Annotated in this window: 23 protein-coding genes; 9 read left to right on the top strand and 14 right to left on the bottom strand. The window is 60.0% G+C overall.

Features of this window, described 5'->3' with window-relative positions:
- Positions 1–55: 55 nt before the first annotated feature.
- Complete coding sequence (locus AC3WRD_RS06465) at positions 56–337, bottom strand: HU family DNA-binding protein (protein ID WP_003221909.1); 282 nt, start codon at positions 335–337, stop codon at positions 56–58.
- 396 nt (positions 338–733) lie between these two features.
- Between AC3WRD_RS06465 and yejK the strand changes: the two genes are divergently transcribed.
- Together yejK and AC3WRD_RS06455 are read left to right on the top strand one after the other, a co-directional pair.
- The gene (gene yejK / locus AC3WRD_RS06460; RefSeq protein WP_102619515.1) at positions 734–1738 is read left to right on the top strand and encodes a nucleoid-associated protein YejK; all 1005 of its coding nucleotides are present in this window, start codon (positions 734–736) and stop codon (positions 1736–1738) included.
- A complete protein-coding gene (locus AC3WRD_RS06455) occupies positions 1738–2088 on the top strand; it encodes a glutaredoxin family protein (protein WP_102619514.1) in 351 nt (116 codons plus the stop codon). The genes yejK and AC3WRD_RS06455 overlap by 1 nt, the downstream gene beginning before the upstream one ends.
- 31 nt (positions 2089–2119) lie before the next feature.
- On the opposite strand, the gene AC3WRD_RS06450 is transcribed toward AC3WRD_RS06455, so the two are convergent.
- The 5 genes from AC3WRD_RS06450 to AC3WRD_RS06430 all read right to left on the bottom strand — a co-directional run bounded on the left by AC3WRD_RS06450 (position 2120) and on the right by AC3WRD_RS06430 (position 6674).
- Positions 2120–3055 carry a glutathione S-transferase family protein gene (locus AC3WRD_RS06450; RefSeq protein ID WP_102619513.1) on the bottom strand — a complete coding sequence of 312 codons (936 nt, stop codon included), beginning with the start codon at positions 3053–3055 and terminating at the stop codon, positions 2120–2122.
- Between the two features lie 749 nt (positions 3056–3804).
- Entirely contained in the window at positions 3805–4107 is a 303-nt protein-coding gene (locus tag AC3WRD_RS06445) for a GIY-YIG nuclease family protein (RefSeq protein WP_102619512.1), read from the bottom strand.
- Positions 4108–4146: 39 nt separating this feature from the next.
- A complete protein-coding gene (locus AC3WRD_RS06440) occupies positions 4147–4620 on the bottom strand; it encodes a nuclear transport factor 2 family protein (protein WP_085608154.1) in 474 nt (157 codons plus the stop codon).
- Between the two features lie 100 nt (positions 4621–4720).
- Positions 4721–6025 (bottom strand): CynX/NimT family MFS transporter, encoded by a 1305-nt coding sequence (locus AC3WRD_RS06435; protein ID WP_102619511.1) that lies wholly within the window; start codon positions 6023–6025, stop codon positions 4721–4723.
- Positions 6015–6674, bottom strand: coding sequence for a FadR/GntR family transcriptional regulator (locus AC3WRD_RS06430; protein ID WP_096819192.1), 660 nt, complete (start codon positions 6672–6674; stop codon positions 6015–6017). Before AC3WRD_RS06430 ends, AC3WRD_RS06435 begins: the two co-directional genes overlap by 11 nt.
- 166 nt (positions 6675–6840) lie before the next feature.
- On the opposite strand from AC3WRD_RS06430, the gene AC3WRD_RS06425 reads away from it, so the two are divergent.
- Together AC3WRD_RS06425 and AC3WRD_RS06420 are read left to right on the top strand one after the other, a co-directional pair.
- Complete coding sequence (locus tag AC3WRD_RS06425; RefSeq protein ID WP_085711681.1) at positions 6841–7149, top strand: type II toxin-antitoxin system MqsR family toxin; 309 nt, start codon at positions 6841–6843, stop codon at positions 7147–7149.
- Entirely contained in the window at positions 7146–7634 is a 489-nt protein-coding gene (locus AC3WRD_RS06420; protein WP_085711682.1) for a type II toxin-antitoxin system MqsA family antitoxin, read from the top strand. Before AC3WRD_RS06425 ends, AC3WRD_RS06420 begins: the two co-directional genes overlap by 4 nt.
- 52 nt (positions 7635–7686) lie before the next feature.
- Here the strand turns inward: AC3WRD_RS06420 and AC3WRD_RS06415 are convergent, their stop codons facing one another.
- From AC3WRD_RS06415 to AC3WRD_RS06400, 4 genes are all read right to left on the bottom strand, one after another.
- On the bottom strand, positions 7687–8451 hold the full coding sequence (locus tag AC3WRD_RS06415) for an amino acid ABC transporter ATP-binding protein (protein WP_008080191.1): 765 nt from the start codon (positions 8449–8451) through the stop codon (positions 7687–7689).
- An 11-nt stretch (positions 8452–8462) separates the two neighbouring features.
- Positions 8463–9560 carry an amino acid ABC transporter permease gene (locus AC3WRD_RS06410; protein WP_096819186.1) on the bottom strand — a complete coding sequence of 366 codons (1098 nt, stop codon included), beginning with the start codon at positions 9558–9560 and terminating at the stop codon, positions 8463–8465.
- 10 nt (positions 9561–9570) lie between these two features.
- Positions 9571–10752, bottom strand: a complete 1182-nt coding sequence (locus tag AC3WRD_RS06405; RefSeq protein ID WP_102619510.1) for an amino acid ABC transporter permease — start codon at positions 10750–10752, stop codon at positions 9571–9573.
- 65 nt (positions 10753–10817) lie between these two features.
- Positions 10818–11849 carry an amino acid ABC transporter substrate-binding protein gene (locus AC3WRD_RS06400; RefSeq protein ID WP_096819182.1) on the bottom strand — a complete coding sequence of 344 codons (1032 nt, stop codon included), beginning with the start codon at positions 11847–11849 and terminating at the stop codon, positions 10818–10820.
- Between the two features lie 467 nt (positions 11850–12316).
- On the opposite strand from AC3WRD_RS06400, the gene AC3WRD_RS06395 reads away from it, so the two are divergent.
- The 5 genes from AC3WRD_RS06395 (at position 12317) to AC3WRD_RS06375 (ending at position 17506) form a co-directional block, all read left to right on the top strand.
- Positions 12317–12973: an alpha/beta hydrolase gene (locus AC3WRD_RS06395; RefSeq protein WP_102619509.1), complete on the top strand. Its 657-nt coding sequence runs from the start codon at positions 12317–12319 to the stop codon at positions 12971–12973.
- Positions 12974–13083: 110 nt separating this feature from the next.
- The gene (gene rhlB / locus AC3WRD_RS06390) at positions 13084–14562 is read left to right on the top strand and encodes an ATP-dependent RNA helicase RhlB (RefSeq protein ID WP_096819178.1); all 1479 of its coding nucleotides are present in this window, start codon (positions 13084–13086) and stop codon (positions 14560–14562) included.
- Positions 14563–14686: 124 nt separating this feature from the next.
- The gene (locus tag AC3WRD_RS06385) at positions 14687–15631 is read left to right on the top strand and encodes an ornithine cyclodeaminase family protein (protein WP_102619508.1); all 945 of its coding nucleotides are present in this window, start codon (positions 14687–14689) and stop codon (positions 15629–15631) included.
- Between the two features lie 14 nt (positions 15632–15645).
- Positions 15646–16773 (top strand): NAD(P)/FAD-dependent oxidoreductase, encoded by a 1128-nt coding sequence (locus AC3WRD_RS06380; RefSeq protein ID WP_102619507.1) that lies wholly within the window; start codon positions 15646–15648, stop codon positions 16771–16773.
- A gap of 91 nt (positions 16774–16864) precedes the next feature.
- Positions 16865–17506 carry a helix-turn-helix transcriptional regulator gene (locus AC3WRD_RS06375; RefSeq protein WP_102619506.1) on the top strand — a complete coding sequence of 214 codons (642 nt, stop codon included), beginning with the start codon at positions 16865–16867 and terminating at the stop codon, positions 17504–17506.
- Between the two features lie 37 nt (positions 17507–17543).
- Here the strand turns inward: AC3WRD_RS06375 and AC3WRD_RS06370 are convergent, their stop codons facing one another.
- The 4 genes from AC3WRD_RS06370 to moaC all read right to left on the bottom strand — a co-directional run bounded on the left by AC3WRD_RS06370 (position 17544) and on the right by moaC (position 19671).
- Positions 17544–18320, bottom strand: a complete 777-nt coding sequence (locus AC3WRD_RS06370; RefSeq protein ID WP_102619505.1) for an ABC transporter substrate-binding protein — start codon at positions 18318–18320, stop codon at positions 17544–17546.
- A 182-nt stretch (positions 18321–18502) separates the two neighbouring features.
- On the bottom strand, positions 18503–18955 hold the full coding sequence (gene moaE, locus AC3WRD_RS06365) for a molybdopterin synthase catalytic subunit MoaE (RefSeq protein ID WP_085711692.1): 453 nt from the start codon (positions 18953–18955) through the stop codon (positions 18503–18505).
- Positions 18956–18958: 3 nt separating this feature from the next.
- Positions 18959–19201: a molybdopterin converting factor subunit 1 gene (moaD, locus tag AC3WRD_RS06360; RefSeq protein WP_096819168.1), complete on the bottom strand. Its 243-nt coding sequence runs from the start codon at positions 19199–19201 to the stop codon at positions 18959–18961.
- Positions 19198–19671: a cyclic pyranopterin monophosphate synthase MoaC gene (gene moaC / locus AC3WRD_RS06355; protein WP_007957321.1), complete on the bottom strand. Its 474-nt coding sequence runs from the start codon at positions 19669–19671 to the stop codon at positions 19198–19200. The genes moaD and moaC overlap by 4 nt, the downstream gene beginning before the upstream one ends.
- Positions 19672–19736: the final 65 nt, after the last annotated feature.

Raw genomic sequence — 19736 nt, 5'->3', positions numbered from 1 at the left:
ACAAAAAAACCGTGCCCGGATCACTCCGACGCACGGTTTTTTTTATCGCTGCGTCTTACTTGTTCACAGCGTCGGTCAGGCCTTTGGCCACAACCAGCTTGATCACTTTCTTGGCAGGGATTTCGATGGCAGCGCCAGTCGATGGGTTACGGCCAGTGCGGGCAGGACGCTCGGTCACTTTCAGCTTGCCGATACCTGGCAAGGTGATTTCGCCGCCGTTTTCCAGCTGATCAGCAACGATTTGGCCCAGTTGGTCCAGAGCGTTACGCGCGGTGGTTTTCGGCGCGTCGATAGCTTCAGCGATGTCGGCGATCAGTTGGTCTTTAGTAAGAGCCATGTAGTGTTCCTTCCCTATCAAATTCATATGGATTGCAGAGTGCAGTGTCAGCCATCGAGCCCGATCTTCTGGATCTGGCACCCTCGGCGATAACCACGACGAGTCGGGGTTATAGATGCCGAAATCAGGGTTTGGTTCGACCTGACAAATGCTGAATGCACGCTTAACGCAGTGACTACGCGTAAGACCGGGCAAAACTAGCACAGAGACAAGGAAATATCCGCCTCTAGCTAGCCAAATGGTCAGGTTTATTGCGCTAAATCGGTAAATAAATGCATAAGCGCCACCCCATGACCCCGAATTGCCCTTCAGCCCGCGCCAAAACCAGTGGTTGCGGTACACTGGGCGCTTTTTCGGGGGAGCCCGCCCTCCTCCCTTCCACTTGCCGAGAAGCCCATGCCGATCCGTCATTGCATCGTCCACCTGATCGACAAAAAACCCGATGGCACGCCCGCCGTTCTGCACGCCCGTGACTCTGAACTGGCCGAATCCGCCGCCATCGAGAACATGCTCGCCGACCTCAACGAGAGCTATAACGCCAAACAGGGCAAAGCCTGGGGGTTGTTTCATCCGGAGTCCGGTGCGTTTCCGTTCAGCGGCTGGCTGAAGGAATACATGGAAGGCGGCAAGGACTTCACCGCGTTCAGCAAAGTCGCGGTCGAGCATCTGCAAAAGCTGATGGAAGAGTCGAACCTCTCCGTCGGCGGTCACGTGCTGTTCGCCCACTACCAGCAAGGCATGACCGATTACCTGGCCATCGCCCTGCTGCACCACAGCGAAGGCGTGGCGGTGACCGATCAACTGGACGTGACCCCGTCGCGCCACCTCGACCTCGGTCAACTGCACCTGGCGGCGCGGATCAACGTCTCCGAGTGGCAGAACAACAAGCAGTCCAAGCAGTACATTTCGTTCATCAAGGGCAAGAACGGCAAGAAGGTCTCGGAATACTTCCGCGACTTCATCGGCTGCCAGGAAGGCGTCGACGGCCCGGGCGAGACCCGTACGCTGCTCAAGGCTTTCAGCGACTTCGTCGAGAGCGAAGACCTGCCGGAAGATTCCGCCCGCGAGAAGACCAAGACCCTGGTCGACTACGCCAGCAGCCAGGCCAAGCTCGGCGAACCGGTGGGCCTGGAGGAACTCTCGGAGCTGATCGACGAAGAACGCCCGAAGGCCTTCTACGACCACATCCGCAACAAGGATTACGGCCTGTCGCCGGAGATCCCGGCGGATAAGCGCACGCTCAACCAGTTCCGGCGCTTCACCGGCCGCGCCGAAGGCCTGTCGATCAGCTTCGAGGCGCACCTGCTGGGCTCGAAGATCGAATACGACGAAGAAGCCGGCACGCTGGTCATCAAAGGCCTGCCAACCTCGCTCACCGATCAGCTGAAGCGCCGCAACTGATGCTGGGCAATGTGCTGAAAAAGGTCGCACTGGTTCTGCTGGTGGTCGTGGTCTATCAGAACTGGGGCAAGATCGAGCGGGTGTTCAACACGTCGCAGATGGCGTCCGAGCAGGTCCGCGCCAACGCCAAAGTCGTGCTGTACACCACGGACTGGTGCGGCTACTGCAAGCAGACCAAGCGCTTTCTCGATCAGAAAGGGATTGCGTTCCAGGAATTCGATATCGAGAAGGACGCCGAGGCGCGCAAGGCGTACGAAGCGCTGGGCGGGCGCGGGATTCCGCTGATCGACGTCAATGGCACGTTGATTCGCGGGTTTGATCCGGACGAAATTCTTGCTGCACTGAAATGAACGAGGGAGCCATTGAGCTCCCTCATTTGTTTCAGCGTTTCTCGATACGGAAACCGAAACGCGGGAAGTGCACATGCACCACACCACCGCGTTCATCTTCACGGCGCAGGATCAGCTCTTCACGACCGGCAAATACCAGTTCCCCGGCGACCGGATCAACGCCGTAATCAGTAGCCGCGATCACGACCTGCTGACCCGCTGCAAATCCGTTCGGATCGACAAACTGCTCATCAGGCAAAGTCGCCGGCATCGAATGGCGAGCAACCTCCAGCGCTTCTTCGGAACTCATGGCGCTGGCCGCACCGTGACCGAAGCCCAGCACCCGCCCGAGCCACGCGGACACTGCAGGGTAGTCATCCACCAGCGGTGCGGTGACGTGCGTAGCCTTGAGGAACCACAGCGGATGCGCCATGGCGAAGTCGGCAATCGATGGCTCGCCGAACAGGAAGTCTCCGTCCTCGCGCTGCAACTGCTGCTCCAGGCGCGCCATGATGGTCGGCCATTGATGTTTGGCCTGCTCGGCCGACAGTCTGGTCGCGCTGCCACCGCTGAACAGCCCGGCACGATCGGCCAGAAACGCCTTGATCGCTTCCGGCGGCAACTTGCCGAAACGCACCGCTACCGACTCCGGCTGAAACACCAGGCTCACCGCATGCTGGAACACCACCGAATCGGCCCAGGCGGCGAAACTGGCGGCAATCATCTCCTGACCTTCCGGGAAGAACGAAGGCTGGGCCTTCTCCTGCTCAAGGCGACGGGCGATCAGCGCCGTGTCGCAATAGATGTCGGCGCCGATCTGCAGCACCGGGGTCTTGCGGTAGCCCCCGGTCAGGGCGGTCAGGTCCGGTTTCGGCATCACCGGCGAGATGTGCACCGAACGCCAGGACAAACCCTTGAAACCCAACAGCAGCCGGGCCTTTTCGGCGAATGGAGAGGTCGGGTAATGATGCAGAATCAACTCGGACATGCTCGGCTCCGCCGCACAGAAAGTGAATCAGCAGCTTAGCGCGCAATTCGTTGGCGGCCTACGGATCCGGCTGATGGGAACCGATCAGTCAGGTTGATAAGACGACCGAAAACTCCAGGATGAAAAAACCGCCTCAGCCGAAACCGAGACGGTTGTTCTCACATCGACAATCCTTACATCAGGTCATCGAAGTGATCTCGCAGGAACTCGTAAAAGCGAAACGCTTTGAACGACCTCCATACGAGGCTCAGAGTACGTAGCAAAAGCTTCATACGTTTTGGCCTCCGGTTGGGGGCCAAACCTCCAGCGTGCTTACCGGACCACGTACGCCTTCGGAATACACGCTAGTGTGTCCAGTGAGGCGGCCGGTTGTGACACCCTCTGAAAAATCATTCCGGCACGGGAGCAACTCCGTGTCAGAGGGCATTAAACCGTTACGCCAATCGGCCAGACCTCATTAGTTGCACTGTCATGCGAGCGGACAGATCGTAATCGGGTTTCTGACACACTGCTTAAACAAATGAATCAAAAACCGCATTTTTCTGAACGAGTGCTTTTAGACTTGCTCGATGGCATAAAGACGAATAATCTTCGTCCACGCTAGTGTGTCCAGTGAGACGCAGTAAACCCGGCCGCAAACCGAGGCTTACAGAAAAAACCGCCCCGCAAAGGCGGTTTTTTTTCGCCTGTCGTTTGTCTGAGGACACCGCTTCAACGTGCAGTGATTTCTACCGCTCGCAAACACCTGATCAATCAGGCCGATAAGACGCCACCAGGCATTCCTTCGCGCTCTTGCGCAGCTTCTTGATCAACCGCTCCTGACGCAACGCATCACTCTTGTCGCGGCACAGCTCGGTGTAAACCAGCGCCATCGCCGGGCTTGAAAGAAAGAACCGCGCGCCCTTGCCGCTCTGGTGCTTGGCGAAGCGGCGCACGGGATCATCGCTGATCCCGCAGTACAGCGAACCGTTGGCGGCGCGCACGAGGTAGACGAACCAGGATTTGCTCACTGGAACGTCGACTTCGAGAGGATTTTCGCTGAGGCTGATCACGGGAAAATAAAGGCGCGTGAGGAACAGGCTGCGATCTTATCAGCGACTCGCCTGAAATGCCTTCAGCCCTTTCAGCGCCTGGGCGCGGACTGCGTTGCGCACCAGTGGCGTCCAGCCCAGTAGCAGGCCTTTGAAACCCAAAGCCTGACGGGACCAGCGCCACAGATCAAAGTGGTCGTGATGTTCGCAGATCTTGCCGTCGCGAAAGACGAAGCGTGCCTGGATGTCGTTGATCACGATGTTGCCGGTCTGACTGAACAGGTAAGTCGCCACCCAGTGGGCGCCGCCGCTGCGCTCGTCGGCGCGGACGTTATCGAAAGTCAGGGAGAAGTCCTTGGCCCGAGTGGTGAGCATGCGCCACATGTCGCCGGCATCGCGGCCGCGCAGTTCGCCGAAGGCCGGATCGCTGAACACCACGTCGTCGGTGTAGCAGGCGGCCATGGCCTCGGCGTCGAGGCGTTGGAAAGCCTGATAGAAACGGGTGATCAACGCGCTGTGGGCTTCTTCACTCATGGGCAATCTCCAGGAAAGGTACAGATTGCCAGCACGATAATCCGCAAACGCCCGAAACACTATCGGCATTCGCATTCCGAATACCGACAGTGTGTGCGCGTCAGACCTTTTCGCTTTCGACCTGCACGTAAAGCGCGCGCCCGGCACCGAGGCCGGCAAGGATCGCACCCGCACCGACGATGCCGAAGATCCAGCCCACGGCGTTCCAGCCGCCGGTCCAGTCATGCACCACGCCGACCGCGAACGGCCCCATGGACGCGAGGGTGTAGCCAAAACCCTGGGACATGCTCGACAGGTTCGCCGCGACATGGGAATCGCGCGAGCGCAGCACGATCAGGGTCAACGCCAGACTGAACGTCCCGCCCTGCCCCAGGCCCAGCAGAATCGCCCAGCCCCACAGCCCTTCGATCGGCGCATACAGGCAACCGAACAGTCCGCCGAGGGTCAGTGCCATCACCACCACGATCGCCAGTCGCTGATCCTTGCCGCGCGTGGCCAGCCACGGAGCTGCCAGGGAACTGGCAAGCTGGATGATCACCGAACCGGACAGCACCAGACCGGCCTGGGTCGGCGTCAGCCCGCGTCCAATCAGAATCGACGGCAACCAGCCAAACACAATGTAGGCCAGCGACGATTGCAGGCCCATGTACAAGGTCACCTGCCAGGCCAGCGGATCACGCAGCAAGCCGCGCACTCGATACGCAACGTTATGTGCACCGTGCTTCTGGCCGATCTGCGGCAGCCAGAACACCGCCGCCACCAGCGCCGGAATCACCCAAAACCCCAGCCCCATAGCCCAGCTGTGATCGAAATGTTCGCTCAACGGCACGCTCGAACCCGCCGCCATCGCCGCGCCCAGGCACAGGGCCATGGTGTAGACACCGGTCATGGTGCCGGCGTGTTTGGCGAAGTCGCGTTTGACGATGCCGGGCAGCAAGACACCGATGATGCCGATACTCGCGCCACCCAGAACGCTGCCGGCGAACAGACCGATTTCACCGAAGTTGCTGCGCAGGATGATGCCGCCGGCCAGTGTCAGAAGAATCCCCAAGACCACCCGCTCGGCACCGAAACGTCGCGCCAGCACCGGAGCCAACGGGGCGAACAGACCGAGGCACAACACCGGCAACGTCGTCAGCAGCCCTGCCTGCGCAGCAGACAGGCCAAGGCTTTTCGACACGTCACTGAGCAGCGGCGCCATGCTCGACAGCGCCGGACGCAAGTTCAGCGCCACCAGAATCAGGCCCAACAGCAACAGCCATGGGCGACGTACCAGCGGATGACTTTGCTGCACCTGCTCGTCGTCGGCCTCGGCATCGATCAGCAACTCCTCCAGTTCGGCGGTGCGCTTCGGGGCGTTGACGGCTTCAGGGCGGGACATGGTTTTCTCGGTATCAGGGTTCATTGATCAGTTGCCTCGACAGGGCTTTGGCCCGTTCCGGATCACGCTGTTCGACGGCTTCGAACAGGGCGATGTGCAAATCGAAGACTTCCTGTCGACGAGGGACGATGTTCAGGGTCTGGCGCAATTGCGCGCCGACGATGCTGGAGAAATAGCGATACAGCTCGCTGAGCGTCGGGTTGTGCGCGGCGTCCACCAGGCGGCGGTGAAACACCAGGTCACAGGCGATGTAGCTGTCGAGGTCACCGTGATAATGGCTGCCGGCAACGCCAAGCGCCTCGCGCAGGCCCGCCAGATCCTCATCGGTGCGGCGCAACGCCGCCAGACCGATGGCTTCGACTTCAAGGATGTGCCGGGTTTCCCGAGCCTGATCCAGTGAGCACTTGGACAGCGCCTTGAGCGTGTCCATCGGATCGACCACCGCCCGCAGATAACTGCCATCGCCCTGACGGATCTCGATCAATCCGGAAAACGCCAGCACCCGCATCGCCTCGCGCACGGTGTTACGGCTGATACCGAGTTCGGCACACAGCTCGGGCTCGGTCGGCAAGCGCTGACCGACCTGCCAGGTGCCGTCGGTGATGCGCTGTCGTAATAGATCCAGGGCCTGATCGACCAGGGATCGCTTAATAAGTGGAGAAATGTCTGACATAGGATTCGCCCTTTCATCCAATCATGGGATGAATTTTCTGACATGTTAGTCAGCTCCGTGTAGGACGGCAACCACCTAGGTTGATCAGGAGGCAAATGAAGCGGGATTTTCGATTGGTCAAAATTACCCTTTAAGGGTAATTTCAAGGATAGGGTTTTGGTTTCTTATGGAAAAGAACACACCCCATTACGACTTGGTGGTGATCAAGGCTGAGGTCAGGCGACTTGGCAAAAAAGCCTTCACCAGGTCTTCGGCAAAATCCGGTGAGAAGCTCGGCTTTAGCTTCAGAGAGATGCAAGAGATCGTTTTCGAGTTACAGAACAGGATGTTGTACAAATCCATGACCACTTATGACGATCATCGAGTCTGGCAGGACGTGTATCACATCACTTCACAAGATCAGGAGATTTACATCAAGGTGACCTACCGCCCAGGCGGCCCACCGGTAATTTCCTTCAAGGAGAAAAACCCATGAAAACCCAGCAATGTGTCAGCTGCGGTGCACGTGAGGGAATGAGGCATTTCGAGGGTCGCGCCGAAACCTTGAGTGTCAAAGGCATGGAGCGCCGTGTAGATAATCTTTCTGGCTGGGAGTGCCAGAAGTGCGGTGAGGTTGAGTGGGACTTCGACACTGACAGCGCAGAACGTTTTGGGGAAGCAGGGGATGAACTGGTATTCGCTGCCAGGCAAATGATCGGTGACGAGATGAGGCGTATCCGTCGAAAATTGCACCTTACGCAAAAAGAGACGGTGCAATTATTGTCGGGTGGTGGACATAACGCTTTCTCTCGCTACGAGCGCGGCGAAATATTGCCGCCCAAAGCACTGATACTGCTGATGCGACTGTTGGATCGTTACCCGTACTTGCTGACCGATGCAAAGTCTCTCGGTGAAGGGGCAGACTTGAGAGGCTTCACGCACACCGTCCACAAAGAACACGAAACCCTCACCGTGTCCTGATCCCCAAAAAACAAACCCGGCACAAGGCCGGGTTTGTTTGACCCATCTGATATCAATGCAGAATCTGACTCAGGAACAACTTGGTCCGCTCATTCTGCGGATTGTCGAAGAAGTCGTTTGGTGCCGCCTGCTCGACGATTTCGCCTTTGTCCATGAAGATCACGCGGTTGGCCACGGTGCGGGCGAAGCCCATTTCGTGGGTCACGCAGAGCATCGTCATGCCGTCTTCGGCCAGGCCGATCATGGTGTCCAGAACTTCTTTCACCATCTCCGGGTCGAGCGCCGAGGTCGGTTCGTCGAACAGCATGATTTTCGGTTTCATGCACAGCGCGCGAGCAATCGCCACACGCTGTTGCTGACCGCCGGACAGTTGCCCGGGGAACTTGTGCGCCTGCTCCGGAATGCGTACGCGTTCCAGATAGTGCATGGCGATTTCCTCGGCCTTGCGCTTGGGCATCTTGCGCACCCACATCGGCGCCAGGGTGCAGTTCTGCAGAATGGTCAGGTGCGGGAACAGGTTGAAGTGCTGGAACACCATGCCGACTTCACGACGGATCGCTTCGATCTGCTTGAGGTCGTTGGTCAGCTCCACGCCATCGACCACGATGCGGCCCTGCTGGTGTTCTTCCAGACGGTTCAGGCAGCGGATGGTGGTGGACTTGCCGGAACCCGACGGGCCGCACAGCACGATACGCTCGCCTTGCTTGACGTTGAGGTTGATGTCTTTCAGCACGTGGAACTGGCCGTACCACTTGTTCACGCCCTGCATCTGAATGATGCCTTCAGGGCCCACTGGCTTTTTGATTGCTTCGCTCATCGAAAAAACTCCTAACGCTTGTGGCCAGTGTCGAGCTTGCGTTCCAGATGCATGGAATAGCGCGACATACCAAAACAGAAAATCCAGAACACCAGGGCGGCGAACACGTAGCCTTCGGTGGCCATGCCCAGCCATTTCGGATCGGCAGCAGCTTGCTTGACGCTGTTGAGCAGGTCAAAGAGGCCGATGATGATCACCAGGCTGGTGTCCTTGAACAGCGCGATGAAGGTGTTGACGATGCCGGGAATCACCAGCTTCAGGGCTTGCGGCAGAATCACCAGGCCCATGGCGCGCCAGTAACCGAGGCCCATCGCGGCAGCGGCTTCGTACTGACCTTTGGGGATCGCTTGCAGACCGCCGCGCACCACTTCGGCGACGTAGGCCGACTGGAACAGGATCACGCCGATCAGCGCCCGCAGCAGCTTGTCGAAGTTCATGCCTTCAGGCAGGAACAGCGGCAGCATCACCGAAGACATGAACAGCACAGTGATCAGCGGCACGCCGCGCCAGAACTCGATGAACGTCACGCAGACCACACGAATGGCCGGCATGTTCGAACGCCGTCCCAGCGCCAGCATGATCCCCAGCGGCAACGCGCCGGCGATGCCGACGGTGGCAATCACCAGGGTCAGCATCAGGCCGCCCCACTGGCTGGTGGCAACGGCGCTCAGGCCGAACACGCCGCCATGCAGCAGGCACCAGGCAACAATCGGATACACCACCAGAAAGCTCAGCCCGTATACCGCTTTACGCGGCACGCGCTTGATGAACAGCGGAGCCACACCGATGACCGCCAGCCACACGGTCAGGTCCACGCGCCAGCGCAGATCCGCCGGATAGTAGCCGTACATGAACTGACCGAAACGTTGCTCGATGAATACCCAGCAAGCGCCCGCCTTGGTGCAGTCGGCGCGGGTAGTGCCGACCCAGTTGGCATCGAAGATCGCCCAGCTGAGCAGTGGCGGAATCACCAGGTAGATCAGGTAGAACGCAAACAGGGTCAGCAGGGTGTTGAGCCAGCTGGAGAACATGTTCGCGCGTATCCACGCCATCGGGCCGAAGACCTTGGCCGGCGGTGGCATGTCGGGTTTGAAAGTATGAGTACTCATGCGCTATTCCTTACCGCTCGATCAGCGCAATGCGCTTGTTGTACCAGTTCATCAGCAGGGAAATGCTGATACTGATCGCCAGGTACACGCTCATGGTGATGGCAATGACTTCGATCGCCTGACCGGTCTGGTTCAGCACGGTGCCGGCGAACAGTGAAACCATTTCCGGGTAACCGATACCGGCCGCCAGCGAGGAGTTCTTCGCCAGGTTCAGGTATTGGCTGGTCAGCGGCGGAATGATCACGCGCAGCGCTTGCGGAATGATCACCTTGCGCAAGGTCGGGCCGTTGCGCAGGCCAAGGGAACGGGCCGCTTCGGTCTGGCCGTGGCTGACCGACTTGATCCCCGAACGCACGATCTCGGCGATGAACGCCGCGGTGTACACGGTCAGGGCCAGGGTCAGGGCCAGCAGTTCCGGGATCAGCACCCAGCCGCCGACGAAGTTGAAGCCTTGCAGCTTCGGCATTTCCCAATGCAGCGGCGCGCCGAAGATCAGCGCACACAGCGTCGGAATGACCAGCAGGATTCCCAGGCCGACCCAGAACTTGTGGAACGGCTCGCCGGTTTCCTCGAAACGCTTGTTGGCCCAGCGGCTCATCAGCACGATGCCGACGATGGCCACCACGACACTGACCACGAACGCCCAGAAACCGTCGGCCATCTGCGCGGCCGGCATGTTCAGGCCACGGCTGCTGACGAAGAAAGTGTCGCCGAAGTTATGGCTGTTGCGCGGCCCCGGCATGGTCAGGAACACCGCGAAATACCAGAACAGGATTTGCAGCAGCGGCGGAATGTTGCGGAAGACTTCCACATACACGGTCGCCAGCTTGCTGATGATCCAGTTCGGCGACAGCCGCGCCACACCGATGATGAAGCCCAGCAGGGTCGCCAGGATCACGCCGATGAAGGTCACCAGCAAGGTGTTGAGCAGGCCGATCACGAACACGCGGGCATAGCTGTCCGCTTCGGTGTAGGAGATCAGGTGTTGAGCGATGCCGAACCCGGCACTGCGCTCCAGAAAGCTGAACCCGGACGTGATGCCCCGGTGCTGAAGGTTGGTCTGGGTGTTGTCAAACAGATACCAGCCCATGGCGACCACCGCCACAACGGTGATGATCTGGAATAGCCACGCACGCACACGTGGATCGCTGAGGCTGAACCTCTGCTTTGGTGCGCCGATTGAATTTTGCATGAAGTGCCCCGCAAGAAATGGAACAGAACATCACCCGGCGGTTGGCCCGCCGGGTGATAGAACCATTAGCGCACTGGTGGTGCGTACTGAATGCCGCCGTTGTTCCACAGCGCGTTCAGGCCACGGTCGATTTCCAGCGGAGTGCTCTTGCCGAGGTTTTTCTCGAAGATTTCGCCGTAGTTACCCACCTGGGAAACGATTTTCACGACCCAGTCCTTCGGCAGTTTCAGATCCTTGCCGTACTCGCCGTCGCCACCCAGCAGACGGGCAACGTCCGGGTTCTTGGTGGACTTGGCTTCTTCGAGTACGTTTTTCGAAGTGATGCCGGCTTCTTCAGCGTTGAGCAGCGCGTAGCCAACCCAACGAACGATCGCCAGCCACTCGTCGTCGCCGTTACGCACGACCGGGCCCAGAGGTTCCTTGGAAATGGTTTCCGGCAGAACCACGTAGTCCTTCGGCGAGGCCAGCTTGCTGCGCTGGGCGAACAGTTGGGACTTGTCGGAGGTCAGCACGTCGCAACGACCGGATTCCAGCGACTTGGCGCTTTCATCGGAGGTGTCGAAAGTGATCGGGGTGTACTTCAGGCCGTTGGCGCGGAAGTAGTCGGAGACGTTCAGCTCGGTGGTGGTACCGGCTTGAATGCAGATGGTCGCGCCGTCGAGTTCCTTGGCACTTTTCACGCCCAGCTTGTTGTTGGCCAGGAAGCCCACGCCGTCGTAGTAAGTGATGAAGCCAGGGAATTTCAGGCCCATGCCCGCGTCACGGGAGCTGGTCATGGTGGTGTTGCGCGACAGGATGTCGATCTCGCCGGACTGCAGAGCAGTGAAACGCTCCTTGGCGTTCAACTGACTGAACTTGACCTTGGTCGCATCGCCGAACACGGCAGCGGCCACGGCACGGCAGACGTCGGCGTCGATGCCGAGGATCTTGCCGGTCGAATCCGGTACGGAGAAGCCCGGCAGACCGTCGCTGACGCCACACTGCACGAAACCTTTCTTCTGTACCGCATCCAGGGTTGCACCCGCCTGAGCGAACCCGCTGACGCCGAGGACTGCTGCAGCAGTCACGACCGCCAGAGTGGATTTCAACATCTTCATTCAAACCTCCAGTTTTGCTCTTGTTGTGTCGGAGCTTGAGTCCAGTCGCACCCTTTTGAGGCGTTGTTGACCCGTGTTGGCTTTTTATGGGGTCAACCGACGCAGGACCTTCGCTATGAGTCTAGTAGGAGAAAATCCACATCATGGACAACTCACTTCTCACCAGTCGGCCGAACGGGCTGTAGCCCTTTCACGTTCGCGAAGCCCATTGCGGCCATTGGCGAACATCCATCACCGGATTCTTTGCTATCCCGTCGCCGGGCGTTCACTGATAGTGTTACCGCCAGGCGCGAGATCGATTGCACGACTACCTCATAGCAAAGCCCGTACCACACCGCTCGCTGAAGCGATTGAGCGACAGGTCAATAGCAAAACTTGTAGCCTTGCGACATCTTCTTAACGGATCAACCGGGCGCGCACCCCCATCACGCACTTAATGAGAGCGCCCGCACATTTTTGGAGCAGCCATGACCGAGCCCTTGATTCTTCAGCCTGTTAAGGCAGCCGACGCCTGCGTGATCTGGCTGCACGGCCTCGGCGCCGACCGCTATGACTTTCTGCCGGTGGCCGAGGCCTTGCAGGAAAGCCTGCTGAGCACGCGCTTCGTTTTGCCCCAGGCACCGACCCGCCCGGTGACAATAAATGGCGGTTATGCCATGCCGAGCTGGTACGACATCAAGGCGATGAGCCCAGCTCGTGCCATCGACCGCGATGAGCTGGAAGCGTCCGCCGATCACGTCATCGAATTGATCGAACAACAGCGCGCCAGCGGAATAGACGCTTCGCGGATTTTCCTTGCCGGATTTTCCCAGGGCGGCGCCGTGGTCTATCACACCGCGTTTCTGAAATGGCAGGGGCCGTTGGGCGGCGTGTTGGCGTTGTCGACCTACGCGCCGACGTTCAGCGACGAACTGGAGCTGTCCGCCAGCCAGCAACGGATTCCGGTGCTGGCGCTGCACGGCCAGTTCGACAACGTGGTGCAAAACTCGATGGGCCGCACGGCGTATGAGTATCTCAAGGCCCATGGTGTCACCGTGACATGGCAGGAATACCCAATGGAGCACGAAGTGTTACCCGAAGAAATTCGCGACATCGGCGTGTGGCTGAGCAAACGCCTGCGCTGATCGTCCGGGGCTCGATTTTCCAGTGGTCGGGCCCCTTTGATCATCCCACTACGCCGCGCCCGTTTCTTGCATTACACTGGCCGGCGTACATTCCTTAACCAATTGATGAGATGACCGTGCTCAAAGCACTCAAGAAGATGTTCGGAAAAAGCGAGGCTGAGCAGCTCGCGCCAGCTCCCAGTGCGCCGTCGCACGCCCCCGGTCATCGCAGCGATGCCAAACCGGCGGACCGCCAGGCTCCCGTAGCCACACCGAAACGCGAACCGGCACCCGCTGCTGTTTCCGCTCCCGCTCCAGAAAGCGCCCGCAGCGAAACACCCAAACCGGCCAAACCACGCCGCGAACCGAAGCCCAAGGCCCCGGTCATTCCCTGGAAACTCGAAGACTTCGTCGTCGAGCCACAGGAAGGCAAGACCCGTTTCCACGATTTCAAACTCGCCCCGGAACTGATGCACGCCATCCAGGACCTGGGTTTCCCGTATTGCACGCCGATCCAGGCGCAGGTGCTGGGTTTCACCCTCGCCGGCAAAGACGCCATCGGCCGCGCCCAGACAGGTACCGGCAAGACGGCCGCGTTCCTGATCTCGATCATCACCCAGCTGTTGCAGACCCCGCCGCCGAAAGAGCGCTACATGGGCGAGCCACGGGCGCTGATCATCGCGCCGACCCGTGAACTGGTAGTGCAGATCGCCAAAGACGCCGCCGACCTGACCAAGTACACCGGCCTCAACGTCATGACGTTCGTCGGCGGCATGGACTTCGACAAGCAGCTCAAGCACCTCGAAGCCCGCCACTGTGACATCCTCGTCGCCACCCCGGGCCGTCTGCTCGACTTCAACCAGCGTGGCGACGTGCACCTGGACATGGTCGAAGTGATGGTGCTGGACGAAGCCGACCGCATGCTCGACATGGGCTTCATCCCGCAAGTGCGTCAGATCATTCGCCAGACCCCGCCGAAAAGCGAACGCCAGACCCTGCTGTTCTCCGCGACCTTCACCGAAGACGTGATGAACCTCGCCAAGCAGTGGACCACCGACCCTGCCATCGTCGAAATCGAAGTCACCAACGTGGCCAACGAGAACGTCGAACAGCACATCTACGCGGTGGCCGGTGCCGACAAATACAAACTGCTCTTCAACCTGGTCAACGACAACGGCTGGGAGCGGGTCATCGTGTTCGCCAACCGCAAGGATGAAGTGCGGCGCATCGAGGAACGCCTGGTACGCGACGGCATCAACGCCGCGCAACTGTCCGGCGACGTGCCGCAGCACAAGCGGATCAAGACGCTGGAAGGCTTCCGCGAAGGCAAGATCCGCGTACTGGTCGCCACCGACGTGGCCGGTCGCGGCATTCACATCGACGGCATCAGCCACGTGATCAACTTCACCCTGCCGGAAGTCCCGGACGACTACGTGCACCGCATCGGCCGTACCGGTCGGGCCGGCGCCGATGGCGTGTCGATCAGCTTTGCCGGTGAAGACGACTCCTATCAGTTGCCGTCCATCGAAGAAAAACTCGGTCGCAAGATCAGCTGTGAAACACCACCGACCCATCTGTTGCGGGCGGTTGAGCGCAAGCGCCCACAGTAAGCGACGCCATAAAGAGAAGCGCAGCCGGCAACGGACTGCGCTTTTTTTTCGCCCGGATATTGTTCAATAAAACTAAAAGTCCATAATGGACAAATTAGTTTAGATACAGTCTCCGGAGTCCGACATGTCCAGTACGCCTTACGTGATCGACCAAACCCAGGCCCGTGAGCTTCTGGCCCGGATCGATGTGCCGCAGATCCTGCGCAAGCTGTTCCGCGATCTGGCGGCCGGGCACGCGGTGCAACCGGCGCAGCAACTGGTGGAATTCCCCCAGGGCGCCGGGGACTTCATCAACTATCTGGGCGTGCTGGCCGAAGACGGCGTGTACGGGGTCAAGACCTCGCCGTACATCGTTCGCGAACAGGGCCCGCTGGTGACGGCGTGGACGCTGCTGATGTCGATGCAGACCGGCCAGCCGCTGTTGCTCTGCGATGCCGGCGAACTGACCACCGCACGCACGGCGGCAACCACAGCTGTCGCCGTCGACGCCCTCGCCCCTTTGAAAGCCTCGCGCCTGGCGATCATCGGCAGCGGCAAGGTCGCCCAGACGCACCTGCATTACGTCAAGACGTTGCGCGAATGGCAGAGCATCCGCGTGTATTCGCCCACGTTGAATGAAGACCCGGCAACCGCCCGCCTGCTGCAAACCCTCGATCCGCGCGTGAGCATCGCTGACAGCCGCGAAGCCGCCATTGCCGACGCAGACGTGATCATGCTCTGCACCTCGTCCGCAGGACCTGTGATCGACCCGGCAACCTTGAACAAACCGGCGCTGATCACCTCGATCAGCACCAACGCACCGCGCGCCCACGAAGTGCCGCCGCAGAGCCTCAACGACATGCAGGTGTTCTGCGACTATCGTCTGACCACACCGGGTTCGGCCGGCGAGATGCTGATCGCCACCGAACAGCATGGCTGGGACAACAGCGCGATCATCGGTGACCTCGCGGATCTGCTCAGCGAGAAAGTGCAGCGTCCGGGTTACGACCGTCACGTGTTCTTCCGCTCCATCGGTCTGGGCCTGGAAGACATCGCCCTGGCCAACGCCGTCTATCAATTGCAGCGCTGACACCGGAGATTTTCATGAGTCATGCAGATTTCATCATCATCGGCGGCGGGATTGCCGGCGCTTCCACCGGTTTCTGGCTGTCGCAACATGGCAAGGTCGTGGTGCTGGAGCGCGAGTCGCACCCTGCCTATCACTCAACGGGACGTTCGGCCGCGCTGTTCACCGCCGCTTATGGAACCCCGCAGGTTCGGGCGCTGACCCAGGCCAGCCGAGCGTTTTTCGATCACCCGCCCAGCGGCTTCTGTGAACACCCGCTACTGACTCCGCGTGGCGAAATGACTGTGGATTTCACCGGCGACGCCGCCGAACTGAACAATCAATACCTCAGCGCCAAGGCCACGGTGCCGGAGATGCAACTGCTCAGCGCGGAAGAAGCCTGCGTGCGACTGCCGATCCTGCGCCAGGAAAGGGTCCACGGCGCAATCTACGACCCGACCGCCAGCGACATCGACACCGATGCCCTGCACCAGGGTTATCTGCGTGGTATCCGTCGCAACAATGGGCAAGTCCTGACCGATTGCGAAGTGCTCGGGCTTAGCCGTGATGCCGACGGCGTCTGGCAAGTGCAGACCAACGGCCAGACCTTCAGCGCGCCCATCGTGATCAACGCAGCAGGCGCCTGGGCCGACAAGATCGGTGCCCTGGCCGGCGCCCGGCCGCTGGGCCTGCAACCGAAACGCCGTGCCGCGTTCATCTTCGCCGGCCCCGAAGGCGTGGACATTCACCACTGGCCAATGCTGGTCAGCCTCGACGAATCGTTCTACATGAAGCCTGATGCCGGCATGTTCCTCGGCTCCCCGGCCAACGCCGACCCCGTCGAACCGCACGACGTGCAGCCGGAAGAACTGGATATCGCCATGGGCATCTACCAGATCGAAGAAGCGACGACCCTGACCATCCGCCGCCCGACGCGCACTTGGGCCGGTCTGCGCAGTTTCGTCGCCGACGGTGATTTGTTGTCCGGGTTCGATCCGCAGGTGCCAGGACTGTTCTGGGTCGCGGCCCAGGGCGGTTACGGCATCCAGACTTCGCCGGCGATGGGCCAGGCCAGCGCGGCGCTGGTGCGCGGTGAGTCGCTGCCCGAGCACCTCAAGCAGTTCGGTCTGTCCGCCGCCATGCTCTCCCCCGCCCGCCTGGCCTGACCGCCCCCGGATGACGCGCCCAACGGATTGCGGCACACTCGCAACGCCCCCGGACCACGGGGGCGTTGACGTTGCCTGGAGCTCCACAGTTATGACCGCCCCCGAACAATCTCCCGAGCTGAATGACGCCGCGCTGGATAACTACCACGCCATCGCCGACGCCATTGCCACGCTGTTCTTTCCACATGCCGAAGTGGTGTTGCATGACCTGCGCACACAGAAGGTCGACTACATCGCCAACAACCTGTCGAAACGGGTGGTCGGTGATGAATCGTCGCTGGAAGATATGCTCAGCGAAGACGTCAGCGAACGGAACATAGGCCCGTACGAAAAGCTCAACTGGGACGGTCAGAAGATTCGCAGCCTGAGCACTGTGCTGCGGGACAGCGAAGGGCATCCGCTGGCGGTGCTGTGCATCAACCTGAATATTTCGCTGTTCGAGAACGCCAAGGCTGCGCTGGACCTGTTCCTCTCGCCGAGCAAGCTGATCCCGCAACCGGACTCACTGTTTCGCGATGACTGGCAAGAGCGCATCAACACCTTCCTGCATGCCTGGCTGCGCGAGCGGCAACTGAGCCTGAATCTGCTGACCCGCGACCACAAACGTGAACTGGTACTGGCGCTGCACGCCGAGGGGGCGTTCAAGGGCAAGAGTGCCTCGAACTATGTGGCCAATGTGCTGAACATGGGGCGGGCGACGGTGTACAAACATTTGAAGGAATTGAAGGGCTGAAACCGTGCAGCCTGCGAAGGCTGCACGCTTTTCAACATCAGTCGCCGTAGATGTCCGACTTGAAGTACTTCTCGGAAATCTTCTGGTACTCACCACTGGCACGAATGCCGTCGATGGCGGTATTCAACTGGCTGACCAGTTCAGCGTTGCCCTTGCGCACCGCAATCCCGGCGCCCTCGCCCACGTACTTCGGATCCTTCAGTTCCGGCCCGACAAACGCGTAACCCTTGCCGCGCGGCATCGACAGGAAGTCGGTCAGTGGAATGGTGTCGGCAAAAATCGCGTCGAGACGCCCGGCCGCCAGGTCCATGTAGATTTCTTCGTTGTTGCCATAGCGCTTGACGTTGATGCCCTTGGGCTCGAACACCTCGGTGGCGTAGCGATCGGTGGTGGTGGCGCGCTGCACACCGACCGTCTTGCCCTTGAGGCTGGCGTACTGGTCATCGACGTTCGCGCCTTCCTTCATCACCAGCCGCGACGAGGTGAAATAGTACTTGTGGGTGAAGTCCACCGACTTCTTGCGATCTTCGTTGATGGTCATGGACGACAGCGCCATGTCGATTTTCTTCACTTTCAGGGAAGGAATCAGACCGTCGAACTCGCCCTCGACCCACACACACTTGACCTGCATCTGCGCGCACAGAGCGTTGCCGATGTCGTAGTCGAAACCGACGATTTCACCCTGGTCGGTCTTTGAGGCGAAGGGCGGATACGCCGCTTCGATACCGATACGCAGGGTTTTCTCGGCGGCAAACACGCTACTGCACGCCAACAGGCTCAGCGCCAGACCGGTGATGAGGGGGAATTTCTTCATGTTCGTTCTCTCGCGGGTTGTTGTTGGTTTGGCAAGACAGAAGAAAGAGCTGAAACAGGGAAAAGCTTTATTTGTACTTGTAAATCCATACTGGACTTTTACGTACATGCCGTCAATTGGACAAACGCCATCGGCGTCAGCCGATGGTCGGGAGTCGAGGGGAGATTGATTGAGGAGAGGAATTACTGCTTCCAGCGATCCGCCGCCGCATGATCGCTGTCACGACCTTCGACCCAACGCGGGCCGTCGCTGGTGTTCTCTTTCTTCCAGAACGGCGCGCGGGTTTTCAGGTAATCCATGACGAAGGCGCAGGCGTCGAATGCCGCCTGACGATGGGCACTGGCGGCGCCGACGAACACGATCGGCTCACCCGGCTCCAGCGCGCCGATGCGGTGCAGCACTTCCAGCTTCAACAATGGCCAGCGCTGTTCGGCCTCGACGGCAATCTTGCCCAGGGCCTTTTCGGTCATGCCCGGATAGTGCTCCAGAAACATTCCGGCAACATCGAGGCCATCGTTGAAGTCGCGCACGTAGCCGACAAAACTCACCACCGCCCCGACGCCGACATTGGCCGCGTGCATCGCGTTGACTTCAGCGCCGGGATCGAACGCCGTGGACTGCACACGAATCGCCATGTCTCAGCCTCCGGTCACGGTGGGGAAAAACGCCACTTCGTCGCCATCGACCACTGGCTCGTCTAGCTGGCAAAGGTCTTCGTTGCGCGCACACATCAGATTTTGCTCGCTCAGCACCTCGGCGCCATCACGCTTGGCGAGCAACGCACGTACATCGTCGACCGTCGCGAAATCGCCCTCGACCTTCACCGAATCCACGCCCAGCGCCTCACGGTAACGGGCAAAAAACTTCACGGTCAGGTTCATGGCTGCTCCGCCTGGAAATGCCCGCTCTTGCCGCCGACTTTCTCCAGCAGACGCACGCTTTCGATGGTCATGCCGCGATCCACGGCCTTGCACATGTCGTAGATGGTCAGGGCGGCGACGCTGGCGGCGGTCAGCGCTTCCATCTCGACGCCGGTCTGCCCGGACAGTTTGCAGCGAGCCACGATGCGCACGGCGTCGTCACCTTCGGCGCTGAGTTCGACCTTGACGCCGGTCAACATCAGCGGATGGCACAGGGGAATCAGATCACTGGTTTTCTTCGCTGCCTGAATGCCGGCAATGCGCGCCACGGCGAACACGTCGCCCTTGGGATGGCCGCCGCTGACGATCATCTGCAGAGTGTCGGGCAGCATGCGCACCAGCGCTTGGGCCGTCGCCTCGCGGAACGTCACGGCTTTTTCGGTGACGTCGACCATGTTGGCGCGACCTTGGGAATCGAGATGAGTCAGCACGGGATTACTCCTGATCAGGAGCACCGATTGTAAACCTGCGGGTCAAATTTCCGCACATAAAAAAC

It is taken from the genome of Pseudomonas sp. FW215-R2, from assembly GCF_058789255.1.
This window is presented reverse-complemented; position numbering and strand designations above follow the sequence as displayed.

Bases quoted from the DNA above. Each gene is read 5' to 3' on its own strand.
- AC3WRD_RS06465 (WP_003221909.1), bottom strand. From the start codon at position 337: ATGGCTCTTACTAAAGACCAACTGATCGCCGACATCGCTGAAGCTATC.
- yejK (WP_102619515.1), top strand. From the start codon at position 734: ATGCCGATCCGTCATTGCATCGTCCACCTGATCGACAAAAAACCCGAT.
- AC3WRD_RS06455 (WP_102619514.1), top strand. From the start codon at position 1,738: ATGCTGGGCAATGTGCTGAAAAAGGTCGCACTGGTTCTGCTGGTGGTC.
- AC3WRD_RS06450 (WP_102619513.1), bottom strand. From the start codon at position 3,055: ATGTCCGAGTTGATTCTGCATCATTACCCGACCTCTCCATTCGCCGAA.
- AC3WRD_RS06440 (WP_085608154.1), bottom strand. From the start codon at position 4,620: ATGAGTGAAGAAGCCCACAGCGCGTTGATCACCCGTTTCTATCAGGCT.
- AC3WRD_RS06435 (WP_102619511.1), bottom strand. From the start codon at position 6,025: ATGAACCCTGATACCGAGAAAACCATGTCCCGCCCTGAAGCCGTCAAC.
- AC3WRD_RS06430 (WP_096819192.1), bottom strand. From the start codon at position 6,674: ATGTCAGACATTTCTCCACTTATTAAGCGATCCCTGGTCGATCAGGCC.
- AC3WRD_RS06425 (WP_085711681.1), top strand. From the start codon at position 6,841: ATGGAAAAGAACACACCCCATTACGACTTGGTGGTGATCAAGGCTGAG.
- AC3WRD_RS06420 (WP_085711682.1), top strand. From the start codon at position 7,146: ATGAAAACCCAGCAATGTGTCAGCTGCGGTGCACGTGAGGGAATGAGG.
- AC3WRD_RS06415 (WP_008080191.1), bottom strand. From the start codon at position 8,451: ATGAGCGAAGCAATCAAAAAGCCAGTGGGCCCTGAAGGCATCATTCAG.
- AC3WRD_RS06410 (WP_096819186.1), bottom strand. From the start codon at position 9,560: ATGAGTACTCATACTTTCAAACCCGACATGCCACCGCCGGCCAAGGTC.
- AC3WRD_RS06405 (WP_102619510.1), bottom strand. From the start codon at position 10,752: ATGCAAAATTCAATCGGCGCACCAAAGCAGAGGTTCAGCCTCAGCGAT.
- AC3WRD_RS06400 (WP_096819182.1), bottom strand. From the start codon at position 11,849: ATGAAGATGTTGAAATCCACTCTGGCGGTCGTGACTGCTGCAGCAGTC.
- AC3WRD_RS06395 (WP_102619509.1), top strand. From the start codon at position 12,317: ATGACCGAGCCCTTGATTCTTCAGCCTGTTAAGGCAGCCGACGCCTGC.
- rhlB (WP_096819178.1), top strand. From the start codon at position 13,084: ATGACCGTGCTCAAAGCACTCAAGAAGATGTTCGGAAAAAGCGAGGCT.
- AC3WRD_RS06385 (WP_102619508.1), top strand. From the start codon at position 14,687: ATGTCCAGTACGCCTTACGTGATCGACCAAACCCAGGCCCGTGAGCTT.
- AC3WRD_RS06380 (WP_102619507.1), top strand. From the start codon at position 15,646: ATGAGTCATGCAGATTTCATCATCATCGGCGGCGGGATTGCCGGCGCT.
- AC3WRD_RS06375 (WP_102619506.1), top strand. From the start codon at position 16,865: ATGACCGCCCCCGAACAATCTCCCGAGCTGAATGACGCCGCGCTGGAT.
- AC3WRD_RS06370 (WP_102619505.1), bottom strand. From the start codon at position 18,320: ATGAAGAAATTCCCCCTCATCACCGGTCTGGCGCTGAGCCTGTTGGCG.
- moaE (WP_085711692.1), bottom strand. From the start codon at position 18,955: ATGGCGATTCGTGTGCAGTCCACGGCGTTCGATCCCGGCGCTGAAGTC.
- moaD (WP_096819168.1), bottom strand. From the start codon at position 19,201: ATGAACCTGACCGTGAAGTTTTTTGCCCGTTACCGTGAGGCGCTGGGC.